The sequence below is a fragment of the Bartonella sp. PS17NMGDW genome (assembly GCF_042193555.1).
In the GTDB taxonomy this organism is placed as follows: Bacteria; Pseudomonadota; Alphaproteobacteria; order Rhizobiales; family Rhizobiaceae; genus Bartonella; species Bartonella grahamii.
This window is the reverse complement of the sequence record NZ_JBHILY010000001.1, coordinates 1-24,483: the sequence shown is the minus strand read 5'-3', so window position 1 is coordinate 24,483 and position 24,483 is coordinate 1. Positions and strand designations below refer to the sequence as shown.

The following is a 24,483-nucleotide window of genomic DNA, read 5'->3' as shown; positions in this document are numbered from 1 at the left end:
TTATGCTCCATGATGTTTGATGCGATAAAAATATTGTATGATGTTAGGAAGATATTTAGAAAAAAGAATACCAACCCAAATTAAACCCATAGTGATCAACCAAAGCTGGGGGGAGCATGTAAAAAAAGCCCCTAGAAGACCATTGGCAAAAAAGATGATGACCCAAATCCATGTAATATATTTATTGATGAGATAAAAGAGGATATGTTTGCGTTTTTCTTCAGAAACACCAGCAGGAGCATAAAAAATGGTAAAGGGTTTCTTTACCAGCAAGCTCATCAATGAAACCAGAGCAAGTGACAGATAGCAAAAAACTGTGGGGTAGTTCAGTAAAAGTGTAGACCATCCAGCGAAATAATTAACAAACAGGACAATAAATGCCAGAATGTTCGTAATCATCACGGATTCTCCCTGTCGGATAAATTTAATATTCAGAGCAATAATTAATAATAAAAGCACAGTCAAGATGAGAGAGCATTCGACCAGAGTTAAAAAGTTTCCATTGATAACCCAGGAGTAAATACTCCACGGAATAAAAGAGATTATTATGTTAAACATGGCGCATCCCCCTTTTTATATTTGATAGAAAACTTACCGCAAGTGCTTCGTTTTTTAGTTTCCGTATGAATATAAAAAACGCCACCCGGTTCACCCTCTGTATCCTGTTTAATGGTCAACTGATAGGTATCTCCCGGATAAACTGCTTCAATGAACTTTACTTTTTTCAGCGCAACAGATGCGATATTTGTCGCCCTACCCTGCGTGGCCAAAGCCAGAACCATCTCAATCAATAGTGAACCAGGACATACGGCGCGGGAGGGGAAATGTTCCTCAAAAAGCGGGTGATGCGCATTAAATGAAAAAGTACAAGAATCTCCGGTTACGGAGGAAATCTTACATAAATCGCCTAGTAATGGAAGAGCGGCTTTCTCAGAACACGAGCTAGGGAAGAAGACCTTACTGACAATGATGATTGCCTGCGCAATAACGGCCTTTCCATTGTCATATGTGCTGGCCTTACAGTGAATACGGTAGGCCTCATTAATGGGTTCAATATGTCCTTCAACGCGCAACCGATCGCTATCAAAATGGGCGGTAGAGAAAAACTGTTCAACTATAACAGGGAGATAGCGATAAGTGAGATCCGAGTTTTTAGCCACCACGGTGGCGAATCGAACTGAAAACTGATGCAAGGCTTCGAGTAACAAGCCCTGTTTCAAATAGTTATGGGCTAAATTCCAGTGAGAAATATCGATTTGCCCGCAAGCACGCATCGGTGTGGTTAAGGTGATACTCTGACATATACCCAAGAAATTTGGCTCGGTGTGATGCTTTATAGCCATAATTGGGAGACCTTTTTATATTTTTTTCTTAAATCCTTTGATGATAAACTGAAGGAATGAGTGCTAAACCGCGCTTGATAGTGCGCGAGAAGTATAGGCATACGACAAACGAAAAAAGCCAACAATCCCAGCTCAGGAGCAGCCCGATGTTTGCTCATGATGCTTGCAATTAGAAAATCGACATTGGGTTGCAGTCCTGTATTGTCCAAAATAGATCGCGCAAGCGAACTGAAGGGGCGCATAGGCGCCTGAAAGCGTAAAAAAAAGAAATCAACCCGGACATCCCGTTGCATAATCGAATGACCAAACCCTAGCCAGGGTTTGTTTTTGCAATAATGCGTTACCACCGCCTCAAGATTCCCAGCTTCAATCTCATGGAGGACACTAGAAAGTCGCATGATAGCATATTTTTAGGCTCCCATATGCGCGTGGCCATTAGCACACCCTCCCCCCAATTAGTGCAGAAATGACGTCGCTCTTGGTACTGGACGCGTTACGCCGGTGCTAACCTTCTCTATTTTTTGCAGAACAGAAAGCGCATATCAGGCTCTCTAGCCATACTTAGAGTACGCAAAGTTATTCATCACTCTACAACACTTTAAGCGCGCAATTTTATGTTTTGTATTAAAGGATTTTTGCTTTCAAAATATACGAACAATATCACACAAAGTAGAATAAACAAGCTGCCCCCAACATTAAACCAAACCTTCTCTGTAACCATCACTGTTGCACCGAAACAGTTAGCAATAGCGTGGACAAAAAAAGGCGCACACGCATAAAATTTAGAGCGCGTAACAACACCACGATACGCCAAGCATGTATTGAAAATATGCATGAGTATAACGCTCATTAAAGCACACAAAAAAATACTCGCTTGCGTCCAGGAATAAAAAATTACATATTCACCGGCTAATAAACTAGATCGAATAGGCCAGCCATTATAAACAAGGAAAGGCCCTAGCGCCTTATAAACTAATTCGCATAAACCCCAGCCTATGCCAATATTCAGCGGCAAACGCCACAAAAAACTAGGCGAGCACCGATAAAACTTAGTAACTAACCAACGACGCATAGCTTCTTCTGCTACAACAAAAAAAACCGAAAATGTTAAAAATAAAAAAACAAGCGCCAGCCCCTGCTCTGCACGACTCTTGGTTTCAACAATATTCATCATATAAAGCGTTTTTATTACAGATTGCTCCCAAAAAGCAATAAGCCCGAAAACAATGCAGCTAGCAACAAACCATCCCACAGCACCAGCGACAACCAATTTGAACTTCAGAAAATGATGAAACACACATAGAAGAAAAACAACGCCAAGCACTTGCAGTAAACGTAAGGCATCAAGTTTATGTTCTGTTTCCGAGTAACGCCATACTAACAGAACAATCACCCCAAAAACTATGCCGCTCAACAGCACATTTATCCAACTAAACGTAGAGCGAAAAAAATTATAAATGACAGCGCCATAAATAAGGCCTGCGAGAAGCGAAGTAATAAATAAAACCAACATTATTATGCCCCCTCATTTACTACAACGTAACTGCTATTTTTCTTCATGGATAATCTGTCTTGCACAAAATCATAAATTTGCCGCATAAGAGCAAACATAAGAATAGTAGCGATTGTATAATGCCCAATTGCAAGAAGTTCTGGCTCAGCGGCCTGCCATGAAAAGCGCGCCCAAGCCGCCAAGCATTGTAAAAGCAGGATAAGAACAAAAAAACGCCATTTCTTGTCAAGGCAAACCACAAGCATTAAGAAAGTTGATAAAAGATTCAGACCTATAATAAACGCATAATATATTACCGTCTCAAGTAAAGAAAGTAAGGCGTCCCTATCAAGACTAAAAGCCCCTTTTAGGATTTTCACAGTTTCTGGTAGAGATGTAAGCAGTACAAGCCCTATAGCAGCCCCCCAAATCCCCATTCCCACGCCCAGTCCTGCCTCTACACCATTGCCATTATCTTCTGCCACCCAATGAGAGAGCAAAAAAAACTGCATAATCGCCATGCCTATAGGGAATAGACCAACAGCAAAAACAATATTAGGCGTACTATAAGCAGAAAAATCTAAAATCAAACTGCCTATCATACGCATAAAGCCGTATAGAAAAAAAATCAAAAGCACATAACAACCAGCGCTTGACCCAATAATCGCCTTCGTGCCTTTAAACGTTTTAACCAAAGAGAGTAACCAGCGGTACCCCAATATAAGCGAAAGCGCCAAAACATAATAAGGAAAATAACTCGTAGCGCCATAAACATAAAGAAAAACAAGACACAAAACAACGAGCAAGAAAACCAAATGTTCAACCAATGTTTTTTTCTTCATCAAAGGAAAAATAATCAGCACCAGACAAAAAACGGCGCCGATAACAGATAATGTCAATTTGTCAAGCATTATTGCAAGCCTCAAAAATAGAATTTATTAATATTGCATAGCCTGAAGAAATGTCAAACATAAACAAAAGACCAACCGCAAAATGAATTACAAAAGGCAGATAGGAATAGACCTTGCGCTTATCTTGGAAACCAAGATACATAAAGCGCGTATTTACAACATGCATCAATACAATCATGCCCGCGGCAATAAGATAGCTGATCGCTTGTGGACAAGATTCAAATGCGACATAGCCCACCATTTGTGGCGCCCTATCAACACGGTAATTCAAGTAAAGAAAAAGAGCTGGGAGGGTCTTATAGCATAAGTCTAGAACACCCCCACAGCCCAGCCCGAAATAAAGGACCTCACGCGCAGCTAATTCTGGCTTATATACGCGAAGCAACCACAAACGCAAAAGCTCCGCAGTTAAAACTGATATCAAAAGGATAAAAAAGGGATAGTTTGCAGCAACCAAACTCATGTAATGCACCACCTGCTGCTGGCTATTATTAGCAGCAGACAAAGCAGGCAATGGCAACAAAGAGCTCAAATATACAAAACCTGCCCCAATACACAAGGTAGCAACTGCACCACAGAACCCAAGAACTAAATATTTATATAAGTAGTGCTCGTGCAGAATTAAAAGAATGCCAAGATAACATACCAAAAGCAAAGATAAGTCTGGAAGCCCACTTTCACTATGTGGATAAGCGAAGATGATAGCGCAGGAAAGGCCAGCTAGCCCCCCCCAAAAAAAATGACGTGCTCGCCCAACAAGCCATTGTTTTTAAGGAGACGAGGGCTGGAACTTATCCCAAAACTAAGCAGCATTCCAAAAATTAAGTCAGACATATAATTTCCTTAAAGCGCCTTGCCCTCCCAAGCATACCAAGATATTATTGCGGGAGAAAAACTCCCTGCTAAGAGGCTGATAGTGTACCCCTTAGCAAGGCCTTTACCTTGTTAAAAAGCCAGGTCAAACAACAATTTCACCACTTAGAGCGAGCACAATCCTAACCAGCTTTAGCAATACCCGCGGCTGCGCCACGGGACCCTGCCTACTATTGCTCCAGAAACTGCCCCTCCTGGGTTGGCTGCTCTAGGCTTTAGGATAACCCAAAGAACTATAGCCTCCTGTCTTCTCACTCAGTTTTCTTTTTAAACGGGTTAATCACGCTAAGCTTCACATTCTTTGATTTAATGTAACGCGCGTACACATAAACAACAAACAGCAAACAAATCCAATTTTTAACCATTCTATAGTCATCATCTGTATGAACAAACGCTACATAATAAGAAACAAAGAGGCTAAAAAACAGCTCTGCAAGAACATCAAGGACCAACCAATAATATTTCTTTGTAGTAACAAAGAGAACCATCAAAAATGTCAAAAAAACTTGGCCCGTTAGAATAGCGAAACCAAACACCGCATAATCAAACATTTTTTTCACTGCCTCCCTGTTTGCAAAACCTATCTGTTGATAGATTTCTCGAAGGTCTGATAAAAGCAGTGATGACACAAAAAAGATGCCTATGGCAAACCCACAGCCAATACAAATGCTTAAATCTAGCACTGACATAGATTTTTCCTTCAAAGCTTTAGCAATTAGGACATAGCGAGCCCCCCCTATCATCAACGGAATAATGAAAAGCAGATAAATATAGCCCGAAAGCTGCAGATCAAAAAAATCTAACAGAAGGTCATCACTCATAACAATAAAACCAGCTGCGATGAAAAAAATGGGGCAACTTGCGATAATGGCCAAACTAAAGCATTTTATATTGTTTACTATATTGGGTATAAATTCAATGCAAAAAGAAAGAAAGAACATAATTATAGCAACATGAGGAGATGTTATCGGCACACCAACTATATACTCAAAGACATACATGAGGGGAGGAGCAACCAATGCCACCACTATGAATGCAACTATGTTCTCCCTGCCTAACATGCTTTTTCCATTAATAGCAATAGTTTTGAAGAATAGATACATGCCAAACCACAGACAAAAATAAGCGAGCACTAAACCAAACGCGCCCATAGCTCCTCCTGTGCAATATTCCAAACATAAAGGTGGCACCTTTTACAGTACCACCGTTCTAGGCTTTAGGATAACCCAAAGAACTACATCAAAAGTGCATCAACATCCCACCACCTGAATTAGCAAAAGATTGACCCAACAACTGTGTGCCACACTGGGCAGCAGCCATACCATAACCAGCATAACCGCCTATGGTGTCTCCGAATTCATTGCCTACAATTTGCCCAAAGCCTGCTGAGGTCATGGTAGCCATAGGATTACGCCCCCCTGCCCATCCTGCGAAAAAACCACCCGCAAGGCCAACCTTACCACCATACTTGCTACCAAACGCAGTACCAGAGTTATATTTGCTACTAAAATTATCGGCACTGCAATAATCGTGCGAACGATTTGAACTTCCTATTTATTTTCTCCAATTTAGTGCATAAATAAATCCCCCAAGGTTACTTATGTCCCCGCGCCAGAATGGCTTACCATAATCAACCACCGAAACACCCCCTAGAGATATGAATGCACTTTCATGCAAGTTCGCATTTATAATATATAGTTGATAAAATCAAGGATATTGTGTCAAAAATATGGCATATTTTAGTAAATTTATGCTTACTTATTTTATGTGTTTAAACTTAATAGTTTATATTATGAGCAATAATAATGAAAGTTAAATAAGATTCTCTTGGTTTACAAAATATACTAAAAGTATGTAAATATACTGATAGAGATATTTATTGTTGCAATTGCAATCAGAATTATAGATTTAGTTAACCCGTTTATATTTCAAGCGATTATTGATCGTATCATTCCGTTTTGGACAAAATTTGAGAAAAATCATCCGCGCAAGGTCTCTGCTCCGTGACAGCTCACACGCAAAAAAGCCCGCCAAGCACGGCTTTTAACCGCCTCACAAAACGCCAAAAATAAGAATTAGAAAAGTTGTAACAAGACAAATGGTACGGTTGGTGGGATTTGAACCTACGACCTCTGGTGCCACAAACCAGCGCTCTAACCAACTGAGCTACAACCGCATAAAAAGCAAATGTATCATAACTGTTCACGATTTCGTAAACATTTATTCTTCGCTTATGTGACATAAGGAAGATCAACAAAGTTTGCAAGCCCCTTTAAAAAAATCTCGCAATTTTTTGTGAAGAAAAAAGCGTTTTTTTACAAAGAACATTTTGCCCAATGCTCAAGACTATGATCACGATAGTCTTTTATGTTATCAACACCGTCTTGTTGCATCATCTGCAAAATCTCTTGCAGAATAGTTATAGCAAGATTTGGACCTTCATAAACCATCCCACTATATAATTGAATTAAATCTGCACCAGCTTTTACTTTTTCCAAAGCGGTTTGTGCATCCTTTACACCGCCAACACCAATAATTGCAATGTCCTTCCCTAATTTTTTACGCATTTTTGCAAGCACAATCGTAGAACACTCAAAAAGTGGACGTCCAGAAAGCCCCCCCTCTTCATTACTGAGGTGACTATTGCTAAGACCTTGGCGTGCAAGAGTTGTATTAGAAACAATCAGTCCATTAAAATCAGAAAGTTTTATTTCTTCAGCAACATCATCTAATTCTTTCTCTGATAAATCGGGTGCAATTTTTAAAAAAATAGGAATGGAGAATCCATGCTTGTTCTCTTGCTCATTTCGCGCTTGCGAAACTGCACTCAACAAAAGATGCAAACTGTCACGGGCCTGTAAATCACGTAAACCTGGTGTATTGGGAGAAGAAATATTAACCGTAAAATAATCAGCAACATCATAAAAATGAGCAATACCAACAGTATAATCATCAATCTTATCGACCGTATCCTTATTGGCTCCAATGTTGACTCCTACAACACCAGTTTTTTTACGCGCACGCAATCTGTTGTAAACAACTTGATGTCCATCATTATTAAAGCCCATTCTATTAATAATCGCTTCATCTTCTTTTAAACGAAAAAGCCGTGGTTTAGGATTTCCAATCTGAGGCTTTGGTGTCACTGTCCCAATTTCAGTAAAACCAAATCCTAAACGAAAAATACCATCCACAACCTCTGCATTTTTATCAAATCCCGCTGCTAAACCAATAAAATTTTCAAACTCAAGACCAGAAACAGTTACACACAAACGTTTATCGATAACCTTTTGACAGCCATTTAATCCACTTTTCAGCCCGAGAATCGCTAAACTGTGTGCTTGCTCTGGATCCAACATAAATAAGGCAGAACGGCCAATACAACGAAAAAAACTCATCAATCCTTCTCCACAACATAAAAATGATCTATCGCACCTCACCTATATCTTTTAACACAAAAGATCACCAATCAAAGAGAGCATATTATCCAAATAACATTTCCCTTCTAGAAGAAAATTCATTACACAATAGCCATACATGTTTATTTGATGTATACTGTGTAAAAAATTTTTATTCTTAAAAAACGTTTCTCTTTTTCGACATTTTTTAAAGATTAAAATGTGAATCCTAATCTTATAGAATGCAGCATGAATTGAAACATCAATGGCTCTTCACCATAACCATGTTTTTGTGACATCTCATGCAGGAAAGCTCATAATTCTCTTAAAAATGCACGCAAATTATCCCTATTCCCACAGTTCCTTTGTGTGATATTGTTGCCAATAGAAACAGAGCTTGCTCTATAAAGCTATTTTTCCTAGCATTTATAGAATACATAGTTCATAAAATTATCTAAATTCATACTATTGTTGCGCTATTTATTAGCAACAGGGTATTCAATCATTTGTACTCTATTGATAAAATTTTAAAGAAACTGCATTGTTTGCTTTGCCATTTCTGATGCGCTAAATATAATTCTGCATCTATAAGTGCTCTGTCTAACATATATTTTAAGTAATGACAGTTGATCATTGAACTCCCACCTATCATACCAACGATTTCCAAACCAAAATGATCTTGCAAACCCTAGAGCTCTGCTATTTATAAACTAATACAATCTTCCAGTAGATGAAATGTGTTTCTTCCATCAGAATTATCGCCATTTTAGCTCATGCACCCCAGTAAAAATAGCTTTTAGATAAGCCATAATGCCCTCCTAATTGCCATTATCGCTTACTAAATTAAGAGGAACTAAATTATAAGTTTTCTCCTGCCTCATCTATCCATTTCTTCCATCAATACTGAAATATATTTTTTATTTAAAAATTATCTTTTTATAACAATATGTTATACCAATATATGCACTTCATCTGAGAAGTGTCCTGATAGCTCAACTTTCAACGCTGCTCATTTTGTGGTATTCTGTGAAAATCTTTTTTTTAATGTTATCATAAAAATCTTGAGGCAATTATATAAATTAAGTTACGGTTTTCTACTTTCTGTTGAAAAAAGCAGATATAGTTTTTATCAAAAAAGCTTTTCTCTCAGAAAGGTTCTATGTACATTCAAATAGAGCCCTAATGCTCGTTATTAAACCTTATAAAGTTCTTTGAAAATAACATTAATATTGTAATATAATCCTAAAAATAAAATCTGCCCTTTCCTTTTTCATCAAAAGCGGTAAGTAAATTACCGTATATCGCTTACATAAAGGGGAAAACGCAATGCTTAAAGAATTCAAAGAATTTGCCCTAAAAGGTAATATGATTGATCTTGCTATCGGTGTGATTATAGGAGGTGCTTTTGGTAACTTGGTTAACTCAATTGTCAATGATATTTTTATGCCAATCATTGGGCTGATTACAGGTGGAATTGATTTTTCTAATATGTTTATTCAACTTGCTGGCGAAAAACAAGCAACATTGAGTGCCGCCAAAGCAACTGGAGCAACCATTAGCTATGGACACTTTATTACTTTACTTATCAATTTTCTCATTATCGCTTGGGTTCTTTTTTTATTCGTTAAAGCTATGAATAAAATCCGTAGAAAAGAAGAAGAAAGCCCAAAAAAAACGTCTTCAGAAGAACAACTTTTAATAGAAATTAGAGATCTTTTGGCTAAGAAAAAATAATTTTATGCAAGATTTACATCATGGAACACGAGGAAAAAACATTTCCACAGTTGTTCCATGATTGGGTTTTGAGAACAATAAAAATTGTCCCCCTCTTTCTTCCACCATTGCTTTACACATTGGGAGGCCTAAACCTGTTCCTATAAAAGCGCTATCACCAGATCGGCCATCTTTGCGCTCTACTTGACCATAAGGCTGCAGTGCCTTTATAATCTCTTCTTCGTTCATCCCTATACCATTATCACTCACTGAAATTTTTACACGTTCTTTTCTATAAGAAACGTGAACAATGATCTGTCCACCCAAAGGTGTAAAACGAATAGCATTGGAAAGAAGATTCCATATAATCTGGCGAAACACTTGTTGTGATACAGGAATAAATGGAACATGAGGTGGAGCAACAATACGCATGATAATGCCGTTCTGATTGGCTTGAGTTTCAAGAAAAGCTATCGTCGCACGTAAACAAGATATCACATCAAATGTTTCAGAAATAATGGAAGAATCAATCTGGTTATTGGAAACAGAATAATTTATCTTCGAGCACTCTAGTAATTGATTAATCAGCAATAATATATGTTTTCCAGAGGAAATAATATCGCGTAAATATCCACGATAGCGCTCATTTTCTATCGAACCAAAACGGCCTTCTCTCATAATTTCTGCAAAACCAATAAGAGCATTCAAAGGTGTTCGTATTTCATGAACAACCCCAACAATTTTATCCTCTTCTGCTTTTTTTCCTCCTGATGGAACTATTTGTGCCCTATCACGCAACATAACAGCATAATTGCCTTGCTGTGCCAAAAATACAATCGTTATCAAAACGGTTATATTTTTATGATTTTTCGTCATTAAATCAGCTGTTTCTCTGCGATTTAAAACCTGATTTTTCCCCTCCACACGGATTGATTTAAAATATTTTTCAACAAAAAATCGGCTTTGCAAAGTAAATAATGAAGAGAGTGGCTGTCCTCGTAGTTCATTTATTTCATAACCCATTAATGCTAAGGCTGCCCTACTTGCTGATTGAATAAAGCCCTCTTCATCCAACCATAAAACACCATCTGTTGCTGTATCCAACAATGATAAAACTGCTGCGGGCTCTTTTACGAGAGCTTGTTCTATAGCATTTACCGGCAATGTTTGTGTATATGGTAACTGAATAGCTGTTTCTTCAACTAATTTTTTTTCTTTTACCGATGAATTCAATTCATCACGTAATTTCTCTGCAATTTCATGAAAAGCTGAACGTTCTATCTCCGTAAGACATGGCATTTCTGTTTCCAGCTTTTCATCTATTTTTTCTTGGACTTCTTTTCGTATTTTTAAAACACCAAAGCCACGAAACCCCTTAAGCTGCTTTTTAACATCAAAAATTGGCAAAGCCGACAACTCAACATCAAGCCATTGTAAGCAACCATCAACAGGCCATTGAACAATCTCTTTACTCCAAGGCATAGCAGCTTCAATAAAATGACTGAGAACCAGATATCGATCATCATTAAATTGATGAGCAAGCTCATGAAAGCTACATCCTAAAATAGAGGAAGAGAGAGGACCAACAACTTCAGCTAGCTCTTTTGAGACTTCACAAAATAAACCATTATGATCGATTTCCCACGTAAAAGGCCGAGGCAAAAGCTCTGGTGTAAAACGAAAAGCTCCTTGCTGACATTTTAATTCATTTGTATTTAACTTCAATTCATCTGCTTTTAATGGCATAACTAAAACTAAAAAGTGTTGGATTTACTCTCAAATAAATAATGCTAATTTGTTTACAATTACCTGTTCTGGTTAAAATAACTTGATATCTCATATCAATTGTCTGTAGCAAAATTTTGACTGTTTCATCAACAAAACAAGAATAAAAAGAATCCTCCAACTCCTGTTGCTTATTCACCCATTATTGTAACAAACTTGTTACAATAATGGTAACATCTCCCTCGCATAAATAGTACTCAAAAAGAATACACTTATTTTACGCATTCATGTGCCTGTTTTAAAAAGATATCCCCCAAGCTCCCCAAGCTTATTTTACGACGGCATCCGTAAATGGTAGAATGTAAAGGCCCGCATAACAGATAGCAAGGCATTGTACATTACATTTTTATGCTTATAAAAGAGCTGGTTAGGACCATCATTATACTAATTTTAACCCCTAATGTCACCAATAGTTCTTGGCATTTGAAGGCGTTCATAAGCGGCATTTTTATTTCTTTTTTTTAACTTTTTACCCCTACATTCATTACGATACGCAAGAAAATCGTTTTATTTGTTTCAACAGAAACAGATTTGAAATAAAAAAATCTTACGATATTTGAAACTTTCATTCAATATTTATAATGATAAATTATTATTATAAATCAATAAATTGCATTATAAAAATAGAAATTAAAATTTCTTTTTCAAATAAAGTTTCTCGTAAGAACACCTTTCTTGTACCAATAATATCAAATAATAACAAATTTAGCATAGTGCTTTAAAACACCCAATGCAACAAAACTTGCATATTAGATACTCTTCTTATGATGCTCTCCATAATCCCCAAAAGACCTTTCTTTCATCAGAACCGCTATAGAAGAGAAAACAAAAAAATATACCACTGCATTATTTAACCAAAGAATTTTTCTGCAATCAGAAAAGAGAACAAAAATCATCTGTTCTCATATAAAGATTTGTTTAATTTCTTTACATCCCAGATCATCTAGAAATGTTAAAAATACCTCCCCTTTTGGTATCAGCAGTCAAAAGATCACTTTTGTTTTATTACTCTTCATTCAATTTTTTAATATTATTATAAATACATGGTCACATCTGCTTTAAAAAATAAAACAAGCATTCGCTATTTAAATAATGTCTGTCAAACATTTTAAAAATCGCACATTTTAATGTGCTTTTTTATTTCCCTGTATTGAGTAAAATTTCACGTTTTCCCACATGATTAGCGGCTCCAACAATGCCGTTTTCTTCCATCCTCTCAACAAGAGAAGCTGCTTTATTATAGCCGATTGAAAGTCGGCGCTGAATATAAGATGTTGAACATTTTTTATCACGCATAACAATCTTTACAGCTTGATTATAAAGCTCCTCTCCCTCTTCATCAAAATTTTCTTCCTCAGAAACTTCAACCGTTGAATCGGCAGAAGCATCCTCTTTGTTATCATCTTCGTTATCTGTGACGGTTGCTAAATAATCAGGTTTTCCTTGCAGTTTAAGATGTGCAACAATGGATTCAACTTCTTCATCAGAGACAAAAGGTCCATGAACGCGTACAATACGCCCCCCACCCGCCATATGAAGCATATCTCCTTGACCTAAAAGCGTTTCAGCACCTTGTTCACCTAGGATCGTACGACTGTCAATTTTTGATGTCACTTGAAAAGAAATGCGGGTAGGAAAGTTCGCTTTAATTGTCCCTGTGATAACATCAACAGAAGGGCGCTGCGTTGCCATAATAAGATGAATACCAGCCGCACGCGCCATTTGTGCTAGGCGCTGAATGGCATTCTCTATTTCTTTCCCTGCCACCATCATGAGATCAGCCATCTCATCAACAATCACAACAATATAAGGAAGCTGCGTAAGATCCATGGCTTCTTCATGATAAAGCATTTCCCCTGTTTCCTTATCAAAACCCGACTGTACAGTACACATGATCGTTTCACCTTTTTGAGCCGCAAGTGCAACACGTGCATTAAAACCATCAATATTACGTACACCTAACTTAGCCATTTTGCGATAACGCTCTTCCATTTCACGAACCGCCCATTTTAAAGCTGTTACCGCTTTTTTAGGATCTGTTACAACAGGTGTTAAAAGATGTGGAATGCCATCATAAACAGAGAGCTCTAGCATTTTAGGATCAACCATGATCAAACGACACTGTTTTGGTGTCATACGATAAAGAATCGACAAAATCATTGTATTAATTGCTACAGACTTACCTGATCCTGTTGTTCCTGCAACCAATAAATGAGGCATTTTTGCTAATTCTACAATGACCGGCTCACCACTAATCCCTTTCCCCAAAGCAAGAGCAAGTTTAAATTCACTTTCACGAAAAGAACGTGTTTGAATTAATTCCCGTAGATAAACGGTTTCACGAACCGCATTGGGTAACTCAATCCCAATAACATTCCGTCCAGGAATGACAGCAACGCGTGTAGAAATAGCAGACATAGAACGCGCAATATCATCAGAAAGATTAATAACGCGCGATGACTTTACACCCGCAGCAGGCTCAAATTCATACATTGTAACCACTGGCCCTGGATGTACATGGATAACTTCACCCTTAATGCCAAAATCTTCCAAAACACTTTCCAAAAACCCAGCACCGCGTTCCAATGTTTCCTGAGGAATCATCGTACCTTCATGAAAAACAGGTTCCTGTAATAAATTGATCGGAGGAAACTCATAAGCATCACTGTCAATAGATTGAATATTTTGCATAAAAGCAGAATCATAATTGCTTAATGGCACGCGGGCAGATTGCAATATTTTCGTTTTACCGTTTGTTTGCATCACAGACAAATCTTTTAAATTTGGTGTGACATTCTTTGTTATGCAGTCGACAATATTATTATTGGTTTTTTTCGTCTCTATATTAGACTCAGCGTCGCTTAGTGCCACAGTATCGTTTAACGCCCTTGCATTACTTAACGTATGAGCGGGATCTTCAACAGAAAGCTTAGAATGACATTCTTTAGTAATATCATTATTCGTATGCATTAAATCAGAAATTTGCTCAACGCCTCGCATCCTTTCCGCTGGAGATTCTGATGTAATTGAATCATAGAGTTGCGGAAAGCGGTATTCGAGAACACGGTAAAGAGCAGTTATTGACTCATCAAAGATAGAAGGAATATCGGATGTAATTTCATTTGTCGTGTCAATCGATGTTTGATCCTCTTTTGAAGTTTGAGTATCCATATGTTCAAATATCAAAGATTCACACTCAAAAAATGCATCATCGGAAAGATGCAAAGCAGGTTTTATTTTTTGTAGCACATTTTCCACTTGTAATTTACGTTCTTGTTTACCCTCCTCAAGTGGGATATTTTCTGATGGTATACGAGTAACTTGTCGTGACAACTGCTTCAAAACTGTTGAATGACAAACCGACGTTTTATTTTCTATTGATTGAGGATTAATGACTTTTTTTGTCGATGAAACGCTTGTTGTTTTCTTGTTACAACGTGCAATATCTGTATCTGTAATTTTTTTTTGATCTTGCTTCGTAAAAATTTTAAACTGCTTTGCAAAAACTGGATCTGTTTCTATACGACGACGCAAAATCTCAACTTCTGGGGTTCGCGTGAAACGGACATTTTTTCCGAGGGTAAATGCCTTTTTCCATACTTCCGGATAAGGAAATATCTCCGTAATCTTAACAGATAAATCTTCTCTTGATGCACCTTTCGTACCATCATCAGAAAAAGAAGGCGTAGAAATAGATTTTGTTTTCGAATTATGCATGGCACCCAACAAATTTATAGCAATGAGAAAAATAACCTTTTCAAAAAGAATTCGTAGAAACTATCATACGAAGGTTAATAACCTTTTGCTGATGGTCACTTTTTAATGAAAAAAATAATGCCATAATGCATATTCATAATCCCCCTTCTGCATATTTACGATATAAATATTTACGATATAAATTGTCTCGTTTATGATGTCATAGAGCTCGTATTTCATTTGTTTTGAAGAAAACTTCAGGAAAATTGTCTATAGCCCTCTTTCTCTCCTATTTCATAAAAGCAATTAGTCCCAATAATACAAATGGGTATATAAGCATTGCTCTATTGAATTCTCCATGCTCAATTATCACGATATAATCTAATTTCTCGCGTTTTTATAAGATTACCCTTGTTATCCTCGTTTAAAAAGGCTTAGACTAAGACAATCATAATTACATAAATACAAATAGAAAAAAGGGAGTGAATTATGTTTAATAAACGGAAATTTTATATCAATGGTCTATGGGATGAGCCAAGCATTCCTCACGATTTTGACGTCATTAATCCATCAACAGAGGAGGCTTGTGCTGTCATTAGCCTTGGAAGTACAAAAGATGCCGATAAAGCAATTAATGCGGCTAAAGAGGCATTTCAAAAATGGAAAACAACGTCACCAAATGAGCGTCTTGGATTTGTTGAAAAAATTCTAGAGATCTATGAAAAACGTTCCAAAGACATGGCAAAAACCATTTCAATGGAAATGGGAGCACCGATTGATATGGCGCTTAATGCGCAAACTGCAACCGGAAGTTCCCATATTCGCAATTTTATCGAAGCTTATAAAGAGTTTTCGTTCCAAGAAACTTTAATAAAGGGAAATGAGCAAGCAATCCTTCACTACGATCCTATCGGCGTCGTAGGATTAATTACACCATGGAATTGGCCCATGAATCAAGTAACTCTTAAAGTTATTCCTGCTCTCTTGGCTGGCTGTACCATGGTGTTAAAGCCCTCTGAAATTGCGCCTCTTTCTGCTATGCTTTTTGCTGAATTTTTAGATGAAGCCGCACTTCCAGCCGGTGTTTTTAATTTAATCAATGGTGATGGTGCGACTGTCGGCTCTTACCTCTCTGCACATCCAGATTTAGAAATGATCAGCTTTACTGGTTCAACTAGAGCAGGAAAAGATATTTCTAAAAATGCCAGCGCTACTTTAAAAAGAGTCTGTCTGGAACTTGGAGGAAAAGGAGCGAATATTATCTTTGCTGATGCCGACTCAGATGCTATTCAACGTGGTGCACGACATTGCTTTTATAATAGTGGACAAAGTTGTAATGCACCGACTCGTATGCTTGTGGAACAGAGCATCTATGACAAAGCCATAAAAATAGCCAAAGATATTGCAGAAACAACAAAAATAGGACCAAACTGCCAAGAAGGAAATCATATTGGACCCGTTGTTTCAAAAAAACAATATGATAAAATTCAAGATCTTATCCAATCGGGAATTGATGAAGGTGCAACTCTTGTTGCAGGCGGGACTGGTTTACCAAAAGGAATGGAACGCGGTTATTATGTCCGTCCAACAGTCTTTGCTGATGTAAAACCTCATATGCGTATTTTTAAAGAAGAAATCTTTGGTCCAGTTCTCTCGATTCTTTCTTTTAGTACAGAAGAAGAAGCCGTCGCTTTAGCGAATGAGACTGAGTATGGTCTTACAAACTATATTCAATCGCAAGATCGCAATAAATGTCGTCGTATTGCGGCACAAGTACGCTCTGGTATGGTAGAAGTTAATGGACATGGATTACCCAGTGGAAGCTACTTTGGAGGTGTAAAATTTTCTGGGCGCGCTCGTGAAGGAGGACATTGGGGAATTAAAGAATTTCTCGATAGTAAAGCAATTTCGTACTGGTAAAATCTTATTAAAAACTTAATAGGAATCGTATGGTAATACAGAAAATAACGGATGAAGGTGCTCTTGGGCAACGTCTTGATCAGTGGCTCGCAAAACAATATCATGATGTGCTCTCACGTTCGCGTTTGCAAACCCTCATCCGTGAAGGCTGTCTTAAAATTGATGGGCAATTCATAAAGGAACCAAAAACAAAATTAAAACCTAACCAAATAATTGAATTGGAAATGCCTGACCTTCGTGATGCAGAACCTAGCGCTGAAGCCATTGCATTGGACATTCTTTTTGAAGATGATCATGTCATTGTTATTAACAAACCAGCTGGTCTTGTTGTTCATCCTGGGAATGGCAATTGGACCGGTACATTGGTTAATGCCCTTATTTACCACTGTGGGAATAGTTTATCTGGTATAGGTGGTGTTAAACGCCCTGGCATTGTCCATCGTCTTGATAAAAATACAAGCGGTGTTATGGTTGTTGCAAAAAATGATCTAACTCATAAAAGTCTCAGTGCACAATTTTCTGATCATGGACGTACCTGCGCATTAGATCGACGCTACCATGCCTTGATTTGGGGAACACCTCAGCGCAATGTCTGGACAATTGATGCATCACTTGGCCGTTCGCCCCATAACCGGACAAAGCAAGCTGTCATCCATAACCAAAACCCTTATGCTCGTCATGCTGTTACACATGTTTCTCTGCTTGAAAAATATGGCTCTCATGCAAACTCAACATCTTTTGCTAGCCTTCTGGAATGTCGCTTGGAAACTGGACGCACCCATCAAATCCGTGTTCATATGACTCATATTGGGCATCCACTCATAGGCGATACAGTTTATGGAAACGCTTTTAAAACAAAATCAAACACATTCAACCCCACTATTAGAAATGCAATCGATCAATTCAACCGACATGCACTCCATGCTGCAAGTCTTACTTTTGAACATCCTTCTACCGGTAAAGTTATGTCGTTTTCCGCACCACTGCCTCAAGATATGGCTAAACTTATTAAGCTTTTTAAAAAAATGAATTGAAACTTTTCCCCTTCTCAAGATTTCACAATAAAATATCTTTTTTTGAACAAAATTGAAAAATATGCTAGAGTGAGGTCATGAGGATAGTTAGCTATCTAAAACATAGAATTTGCCTTATCAGGGAATTCAAACAAAAGGAGGGTGCTATATGGCCCATATGAATTTATTATCAGTAATGACAGGTGATGGTGGTTTAAACCGTTACTTGGAAGAAGTGCGTCGTTTTCCAATGCTTGAGCCAAAAGAAGAGTATATGTTAGCTCAGCGTTACCGTGAGCATAATGATCTAAAGGCTGCGCATAGGCTAGTAACCAGCCATTTGCGTCTCGTAGCTAAAATAGCGATGGGATATCGGGGCTACGGACTTCCCATTGGGGAAGTCATTTCAGAAGGCAATGTTGGACTCATGCAAGCTGTTAAACGTTTCGAACCAGAGCGGGGTTTTCGTCTTGCAACCTATGCAATATGGTGGATTAAAGCGTCAATCCAAGAATATGTATTGCGCTCTTGGAGTTTGGTGAAAATGGGGACAACAGCTAATCAAAAGCGTTTGTTTTTCAACCTTCGTAAGTTAAAAAGTAAACTTCAAGCACTTGATAGTGGCGATCTCAATGCAGAACAAGTGAAAAAAATTGCAATTCAGTTGAATGTCACAGAAGATGAAGTTGTATCAATGAATCGTAGGCTTGGTGGCGATACTTCACTCAACGCACCAATTCGAACAAAAGAAGGGGAAAACAGTGAGTTGCAAGATTGGTTGGTGGATGAATCTAACGATCAAGAACAAATTTTAATTGAAAAAAGTGAATTAGAAAATCGCCGTTCCATGCTCATAAATGCCATGGACAATCTCAATGAACGCGAAAAGCGTATATTTAAAGCGCGTCGTTTAAACGATGTACCACTAACCCTAGAAGAACTCTCTGGTGAATTTAATATTAGTCGAGAACGAGTAAGACAAATTGAAATGCGTGCATTTGAAAAAGTGCAAAACTCTATCAAAGATTCTACTTTATCTCAAAGTCAAGTATAAAACCTAGAGTTAAGTATAAAGCCAATGGTTTGCTCATTCTTTAAATGTGAAAATGAAAAAAAGCATGCCTTGGCTTTATACTTGTAAATTAGCCTATCGAATTCTTTAAGTTATTGATATGTAAAGCTTTATTGAATGTATGTGGTATGTAATTGATAAAGACGGTCGTGGAAAATTCTTCACAGCCGTTTATTTTTTTGCATCTATGTTTTATTTTTTTGACCAAGAACTGTTAACTTATCTTGTTGTGCAAGCCATTGTCCAATAACTTCATTAAAAATAGACTTACCTGTTGGTCCTTTTGCAAAGGTTAGTTCACTTATACGCCCGTTTTTATCCGTTAACACCAAACGCATCCAATCTAATTCTCGCATCAATTGTAAATTTCGATCAAGAAATGGATGATTACCACTCAATGCGACAAGAAAAAAATCATCGTTAATTTTTATAGAAATAGTTCTTACTAAAGGCTGCCCAATAGATTGTTCGCTTGCTTTAAAGGTTAATGCTTGAACACTGCTTATAGCTTTACCTGAGAATTTATCAGAAAGAATAAAAATAAGATCCATAATATATGCAGCAGGAAATGACCGATCGGTATTGCGACGTAAAATTAACCGTAATGATAGCCCTTCATCAGGAATTGTTATATCACCTTGTATGGCTGTTTCTTCTGGAGCCCCTTTCACATAAGACTCCTTTATAAGCGTCCAGCGAACACTTCCGGTTGCTATCTTTTCTGCATCATAATTTGTACGTGCTTGATAAAAAACAGCTTCACCTAATTTATCAAGCGATTGCAAATTGCTGGAAACAACGGTTGAGATTCCTTCTTCATCCGAAGAATCTGTCGCTTGTTTTAAACCGACATCAATTTCACTCCCATCCTCTAATAAACGTTGTGTTAACTTTCTCTTAACCGAAAGTGCCTTTGGTACTTCGTGAGAAACTTGAAGATTTTCTCCTAACACCTGATGATCATTTGATACAAATACACGCCCACCAATAAAAAAAATACCAATAGTTAAAACAGCAAAACTAACAACAGAAAAAGCACTTATCACAATACGCCTTTGCACCAATGATTTATTAGCACGACGTAAAGCCTGAGAAAAAATATGCGAAACAATATGAGGATTATCTTCTTGCGACGAAGAAATCTTTAACGCACAGCTATTAACATGCTGAGAAGATACATCAGCCTCCATATTAACAGGCTCTGCATCTGGTATATCTGATACCCAAGGCTCATCAAATAACTTGCTATCCTTTGGATGTGTAACAAAATCCTGCTTTCTTTTTATGTCTACCACTGAAAATTCATTATTCTTTGGTAATATAGTTTTTTTTGTATATTTCTTATCTTCATTTACATTTGTGGGATTCCACCCAATAACTAAAGAAAGCAACTTCTTTTCAACTGCTAAATATTCTTCTTCAACAGTTGCAATAGCACTCTGAAGAATCTTTCTTTGTTCATCGGCTATTGCTTGTGGTATTTTTGCTGTTACAAATTGATATTCTAGTGTTTCGATAGCCCGTTTATAAATCCGCTTACGCACTTGTGGTGTAACATTATTTTGTGCATTAATTGCCTTTTTTAAGATTCCAACGAAATCTACCATTTCCTCTATAATCTCTCTTAAACTAAGCAAAGAAACCCTAGCACTCAGGCTAAAACAGCTTTATTTTAGGCTCATAAGTTTATTGTCATTTATATTGGTACAACTATTGTCATAGTGTAAAATGAATATGAAAAATAAACAATGTCATTTTACACCTTTCTTTCACGCACTCTTAAAAACTCTTTTTGTTAAAAGATATAGAAGTGAACAAAAGATCTATATGGAAACCTAAAAATAATAATCAATTTGCAAAAGGATCTGTAATAAGAATAGTATCTTCACGTTCTGGACTCGTAGATAATAAAGCCACTTTTGTGTTAATCAGTTCTTCAATATAGCGTATATATTTAACAGCCTGCATTGGTAAATCTTCCCACCTCAATGCATGGGCTGTTTTTTCCTTCCAACCTTCTAATGTTTCATAAACAGGCTTCACACGGGCTTGGGCTCCCATGGAAGAAGGTAAATAATCAATCCTTCTACCATCAAGCTCGTAACCAATACAAACTTTTATTTCATCCAAACCATCCAAAACATCAAGTTTTGTCAATGCTATACCTTGAACACCGCAAACTACTACCATCTGACGGACTAAGACAGCATCAAACCAACCACATCGACGCTTTCGACCCGTTACAACACCAAATTCATGCCCACGCACTCCCAGAAATTCACCAATATCATTTATCTGCTCTGTAGGAAAAGGCCCTTCTCCAACACGTGTGGTATACGCTTTTGCAATACCCAAAACATAATGAATTGCACTAGGTCCCATCCCTGAACCTGTACATGCCTGCCCAGAAACTGTATTCGATGATGTTACGTAAGGATAAGTTCCAAAATCATTATCGAGTAAAGCACCTTGCGCACCTTCAAAAAGAATGTGTTTCCCTCCTCTATAACCTTCATCTAAAAGACGCCACGTACAATCCATAAAGGGCAAAACTTTATCCGCAACTTGCATCAATTCATCATAAAGCGCTTGAGAATCAATCTCTTCCCCCCCCATCCCACGACGTAAAGCATTATGATGCCTCAAAAGCCGCTCAATCTTAGCCATAAGTGTATCTTTTTCTGCTAAATCCATCACTCGGATAGCACGACGTCCCACCTTATCTTCATAAGCCGGTCCAATACCACGCTTTGTTGTACCAATCTTTAAACCAGATAAACCGCTTTCTCGAATTGCATCAAGATCACGATGCAAAGAAAGAATCAAAGGAGCATTTTCAGCAATACGTAAAATTTCCGGTGTAATTTCCACGCCCTGATCACGTAGCTTTTTCAACTCTGCTACAAAATGATGGGGATCAACTACAACACCATTCCCAATAATTGATAATTTGCCACGCACTAAACCAGACGGTAAAAGTGATAATTTATAACTAGCTCCATCAATAACCAATGTGTGGCCAGCATTATGCCCCCCCTGATATCTCACCACGATATCTGCTCTCTCAGACAACCAATCTACAATTTTACCTTTGCCTTCATCACCCCATTGTGTACCGACAACAACTACATTGGCCATAACTTTCTCCGTCGTGTTTGGTCAAAAAACCAGCATTCAAAAACAAATACTTCTTTATAACGAAACCTTAGAGCAAGTGCGACTCCTCATTTCAGATTTTTCTCAATCTTCAAGTGATTAAATTTTCAAATTTATGATAATAAAGATAAGCAAATACCAAAATATTTTAAATCTGTCATTTTTGCTACAAAAAGTAAAAAATTAGAGATTTTAATTTGTGCGTATCCAACACCTGACAGAGCATTCATTCCTCCTCTTAATCTTTTACAATTCATGTAATATTTAGAGGCTGTTTGTCTGATACAAGAATACGAAAGATTATCATGATCTCTCGTATTCTTTTTCTGTTTAAAAACACGTTGTGAAAATCACCAGTAATTATTTAAAGCTGTGCTTTTTCAACTTGGAACGCCCACTCAAGCCATTGTGTTAAAATTTCAAGATCGGAAGCCTCAATTGTTATACCCGCCCAAATTCGAAGCCCCGGAGGAGCATCGCGATACGAACCAATATCATAAGCAACTCCTTCCTCATCAAGACGTTTCACAACCGCTTTTATGAAAGATACTCGCTTTTCCGTATCCAAAGCAGTAATCACTGGATCCACAATATCTAAACAAATAGCGGTGTTAGAACGCACTTCAGGATCTTTTGCCAAATATTCTAGCCATGGTGTTTTGCGAACAAAAGCATCAAGTACAGAAAAGTTTTTCTCCACCCGTGCTCTTAATGCCGCTGAACCTCCTAGAGATTTTGCCCACTTCAACCCATCAAGAAAATCCTCAACACAAAGCATAGAAGGTGTATTGATTATCTTTCCTTTAAAAATATCTTCGTTCAATTTTCCATTTTTTGTCATATAGAAAAGTTGAGGCATAGGCCAAGCTGGAACATAATTCTCAAGCCTCTCAACAGCACGAGGACTTAAAATCACCATACCATGCGCAGCCTCACCTCCCAAAACTTTCTGCCATGAAAAAGTAACAACATCTAATTTTGAAAAATCAAGATATTGCGCAAAAGCTGCAGATGTTGCATCACAAATGGTCAATCCAGCCCGCTTATGGGGAATGAAATCTGCATTAGGAATACGCACACCAGAAGTTGTCCCATTCCATGTAAAAACAACATCACGATCAAAGTCAAGTTGTGTTAAATCTGGTATTTCACCATAAGGAGCTTCAAAACGACGTACATCAGAAAGCTTTAATTGCTCGACAACATCTTTATTCCACCCAAATCCAAAACTTTCCCACGCCGCCATATCAATGCCACGCTCACCTAATAGAGACCATAGAGCAGCCTCAACAGCACCGGTATCTGAACCTGGCATAATTCCTATACGATGATTAGAAGGAACCTCAAGAATCTCACGGGTTAAATTAATAACTTCAGCAAGTTTTAATTCTGCTTCTCTAGATCTATGCGAACGCCCAACTAATGCATTTTTAAGAACATCAAGAGTCCAACCAGGCCGTTTGCTACAAGGACCTGAAGAAAAATTAGTATTATTGGGACGACTGCTTGGTTTTTGTAACATTATCATTATTTCTCCCCTTTTAGATGTTTTTCTTTCTTTATAAAGAAAAACAAATTATTATAAAGACTAATCAATAATCTTTTTAGAAAAAAGTCAAAAATATTTTCTATTATTTCGTATGCTTAAAATTCACGGAAACTTTATAAAAAAATCTTTCTTAATCATGCTTCTCGATTGATTCTTTTATTTTTTTGTATCATCACCACGATAAGACAGCATTCTACTAACAATACACTAACGCGTCCAATATGCCTATCAAATTTATTTTATGATAAAGATTCATTGATAACTCTCTAGAATAGGGAGATAAACTTATTAAAAAATCAATTATTTTTCTTTTGATGACTGGACAGAGAAAATTTTAATGTTATAACCGCAAACGCTTTATATTTTTTATGAAGCATGCCCAGATAGCTCAGTTGGTAGAGCAGCGGACTGAAAATCCGCGTGTCCGTGGTTCGAATCCGCGTCTGGGCACCACTTTTTGTGTTTAACATATTGAAATATATAGCTTTTTTCTTTAAATAGCCATTTTCAGACCACCTTTTAGACCACCTTCTACAGTTTATATAATTTTACCTAATTTGTT

Annotated in this window: 18 protein-coding genes and 2 tRNA genes; 5 read left to right on the top strand and 15 right to left on the bottom strand. The window is 37.5% G+C overall.

The features are described 5' to 3' along the window. From ACFIJK_RS00100 to ACFIJK_RS00055, 10 genes are all read right to left on the bottom strand, one after another. Nucleotides 1–558, bottom strand: coding sequence for a hypothetical protein (locus ACFIJK_RS00100; protein ID WP_375625630.1), 558 nt, complete (start codon nt 556–558; stop codon nt 1–3). Continuing rightward, nucleotides 546–1,343 (bottom strand): beta-hydroxyacyl-ACP dehydratase, encoded by a 798-nt coding sequence (locus tag ACFIJK_RS00095; protein ID WP_375625628.1) that lies wholly within the window; start codon nt 1,341–1,343, stop codon nt 546–548. The genes ACFIJK_RS00100 and ACFIJK_RS00095 overlap by 13 nt, the downstream gene beginning before the upstream one ends. Further along, entirely contained in the window at nt 1,334–1,741 is a 408-nt protein-coding gene (locus tag ACFIJK_RS00090) for a hypothetical protein (protein WP_375625626.1), read from the bottom strand. The genes ACFIJK_RS00095 and ACFIJK_RS00090 overlap by 10 nt, the downstream gene beginning before the upstream one ends. Nucleotides 1,742–1,941: 200 nt before the next feature. Continuing rightward, a complete protein-coding gene (locus ACFIJK_RS00085; RefSeq protein ID WP_375625624.1) occupies nt 1,942–2,856 on the bottom strand; it encodes a hypothetical protein in 915 nt (304 codons plus the stop codon). 2 nt (nt 2,857–2,858) lie between these two features. Next, entirely contained in the window at nt 2,859–3,746 is an 888-nt protein-coding gene (locus tag ACFIJK_RS00080) for a hypothetical protein (RefSeq protein WP_375625622.1), read from the bottom strand. Further along, entirely contained in the window at nt 3,739–4,278 is a 540-nt protein-coding gene (locus ACFIJK_RS00075; protein ID WP_375625620.1) for a hypothetical protein, read from the bottom strand. Before ACFIJK_RS00075 ends, ACFIJK_RS00080 begins: the two co-directional genes overlap by 8 nt. Before the next feature lie 592 nt (nt 4,279–4,870). Further along, nucleotides 4,871–5,770: a hypothetical protein gene (locus tag ACFIJK_RS00070; protein ID WP_375625618.1), complete on the bottom strand. Its 900-nt coding sequence runs from the start codon at nt 5,768–5,770 to the stop codon at nt 4,871–4,873. 88 nt (nt 5,771–5,858) lie between these two features. Next, entirely contained in the window at nt 5,859–6,023 is a 165-nt protein-coding gene (locus ACFIJK_RS00065; RefSeq protein ID WP_375625616.1) for a hypothetical protein, read from the bottom strand. Nucleotides 6,024–6,718: 695 nt separating this feature from the next. Beyond that, a tRNA-His gene (locus ACFIJK_RS00060) sits at nt 6,719–6,795 on the bottom strand. A gap of 139 nt (nt 6,796–6,934) precedes the next feature. After that, a complete protein-coding gene (locus ACFIJK_RS00055; protein WP_375625614.1) occupies nt 6,935–8,017 on the bottom strand; it encodes a quinone-dependent dihydroorotate dehydrogenase in 1,083 nt (360 codons plus the stop codon). 1,326 nt (nt 8,018–9,343) lie between these two features. Here ACFIJK_RS00055 and mscL point away from each other — a divergent pair. Beyond that, nucleotides 9,344–9,751, top strand: coding sequence for a large conductance mechanosensitive channel protein MscL (gene mscL, locus ACFIJK_RS00050; RefSeq protein ID WP_375625612.1), 408 nt, complete (start codon nt 9,344–9,346; stop codon nt 9,749–9,751). Between the two features lie 18 nt (nt 9,752–9,769). Here the strand turns inward: mscL and ACFIJK_RS00045 are convergent, their stop codons facing one another. Both ACFIJK_RS00045 and ACFIJK_RS00040 read right to left on the bottom strand, forming a co-directional pair. Then, nucleotides 9,770–11,476 (bottom strand): ATP-binding protein, encoded by a 1,707-nt coding sequence (locus ACFIJK_RS00045; protein WP_375625610.1) that lies wholly within the window; start codon nt 11,474–11,476, stop codon nt 9,770–9,772. A gap of 1,176 nt (nt 11,477–12,652) precedes the next feature. Beyond that, entirely contained in the window at nt 12,653–15,232 is a 2,580-nt protein-coding gene (locus tag ACFIJK_RS00040) for a DNA translocase FtsK (protein ID WP_375625608.1), read from the bottom strand. 468 nt (nt 15,233–15,700) lie between these two features. On the opposite strand from ACFIJK_RS00040, the gene ACFIJK_RS00035 reads away from it, so the two are divergent. The 3 genes from ACFIJK_RS00035 (at nt 15,701) to rpoH (ending at nt 19,198) form a co-directional block, all read left to right on the top strand. Further along, nucleotides 15,701–17,131: an aldehyde dehydrogenase family protein gene (locus ACFIJK_RS00035; protein ID WP_375625606.1), complete on the top strand. Its 1,431-nt coding sequence runs from the start codon at nt 15,701–15,703 to the stop codon at nt 17,129–17,131. A gap of 29 nt (nt 17,132–17,160) precedes the next feature. Continuing rightward, on the top strand, nt 17,161–18,165 hold the full coding sequence (locus ACFIJK_RS00030; RefSeq protein WP_375625604.1) for an RluA family pseudouridine synthase: 1,005 nt from the start codon (nt 17,161–17,163) through the stop codon (nt 18,163–18,165). 148 nt (nt 18,166–18,313) lie between these two features. Beyond that, nucleotides 18,314–19,198, top strand: coding sequence for an RNA polymerase sigma factor RpoH (gene rpoH / locus ACFIJK_RS00025; protein ID WP_273790355.1), 885 nt, complete (start codon nt 18,314–18,316; stop codon nt 19,196–19,198). Nucleotides 19,199–19,401: 203 nt separating this feature from the next. Here rpoH and ACFIJK_RS00020 read toward each other — a convergent pair whose 3' ends face one another. The 3 genes from ACFIJK_RS00020 to ACFIJK_RS00010 all read right to left on the bottom strand — a co-directional run bounded on the left by ACFIJK_RS00020 (nt 19,402) and on the right by ACFIJK_RS00010 (nt 23,900). Continuing rightward, nucleotides 19,402–20,823: a hypothetical protein gene (locus ACFIJK_RS00020; protein ID WP_375625602.1), complete on the bottom strand. Its 1,422-nt coding sequence runs from the start codon at nt 20,821–20,823 to the stop codon at nt 19,402–19,404. A gap of 241 nt (nt 20,824–21,064) precedes the next feature. Continuing rightward, nucleotides 21,065–22,354, bottom strand: a complete 1,290-nt coding sequence (locus ACFIJK_RS00015; protein ID WP_375625600.1) for an adenylosuccinate synthase — start codon at nt 22,352–22,354, stop codon at nt 21,065–21,067. Between the two features lie 382 nt (nt 22,355–22,736). Beyond that, the gene (locus ACFIJK_RS00010) at nt 22,737–23,900 is read right to left on the bottom strand and encodes a phosphoserine transaminase (RefSeq protein WP_375625598.1); all 1,164 of its coding nucleotides are present in this window, start codon (nt 23,898–23,900) and stop codon (nt 22,737–22,739) included. A gap of 398 nt (nt 23,901–24,298) precedes the next feature. Between ACFIJK_RS00010 and ACFIJK_RS00005 the strand changes: the two genes are divergently transcribed. Continuing rightward, nucleotides 24,299–24,374: transfer RNA gene (locus ACFIJK_RS00005), tRNA-Phe, on the top strand. Nucleotides 24,375–24,483: the final 109 nt, after the last annotated feature.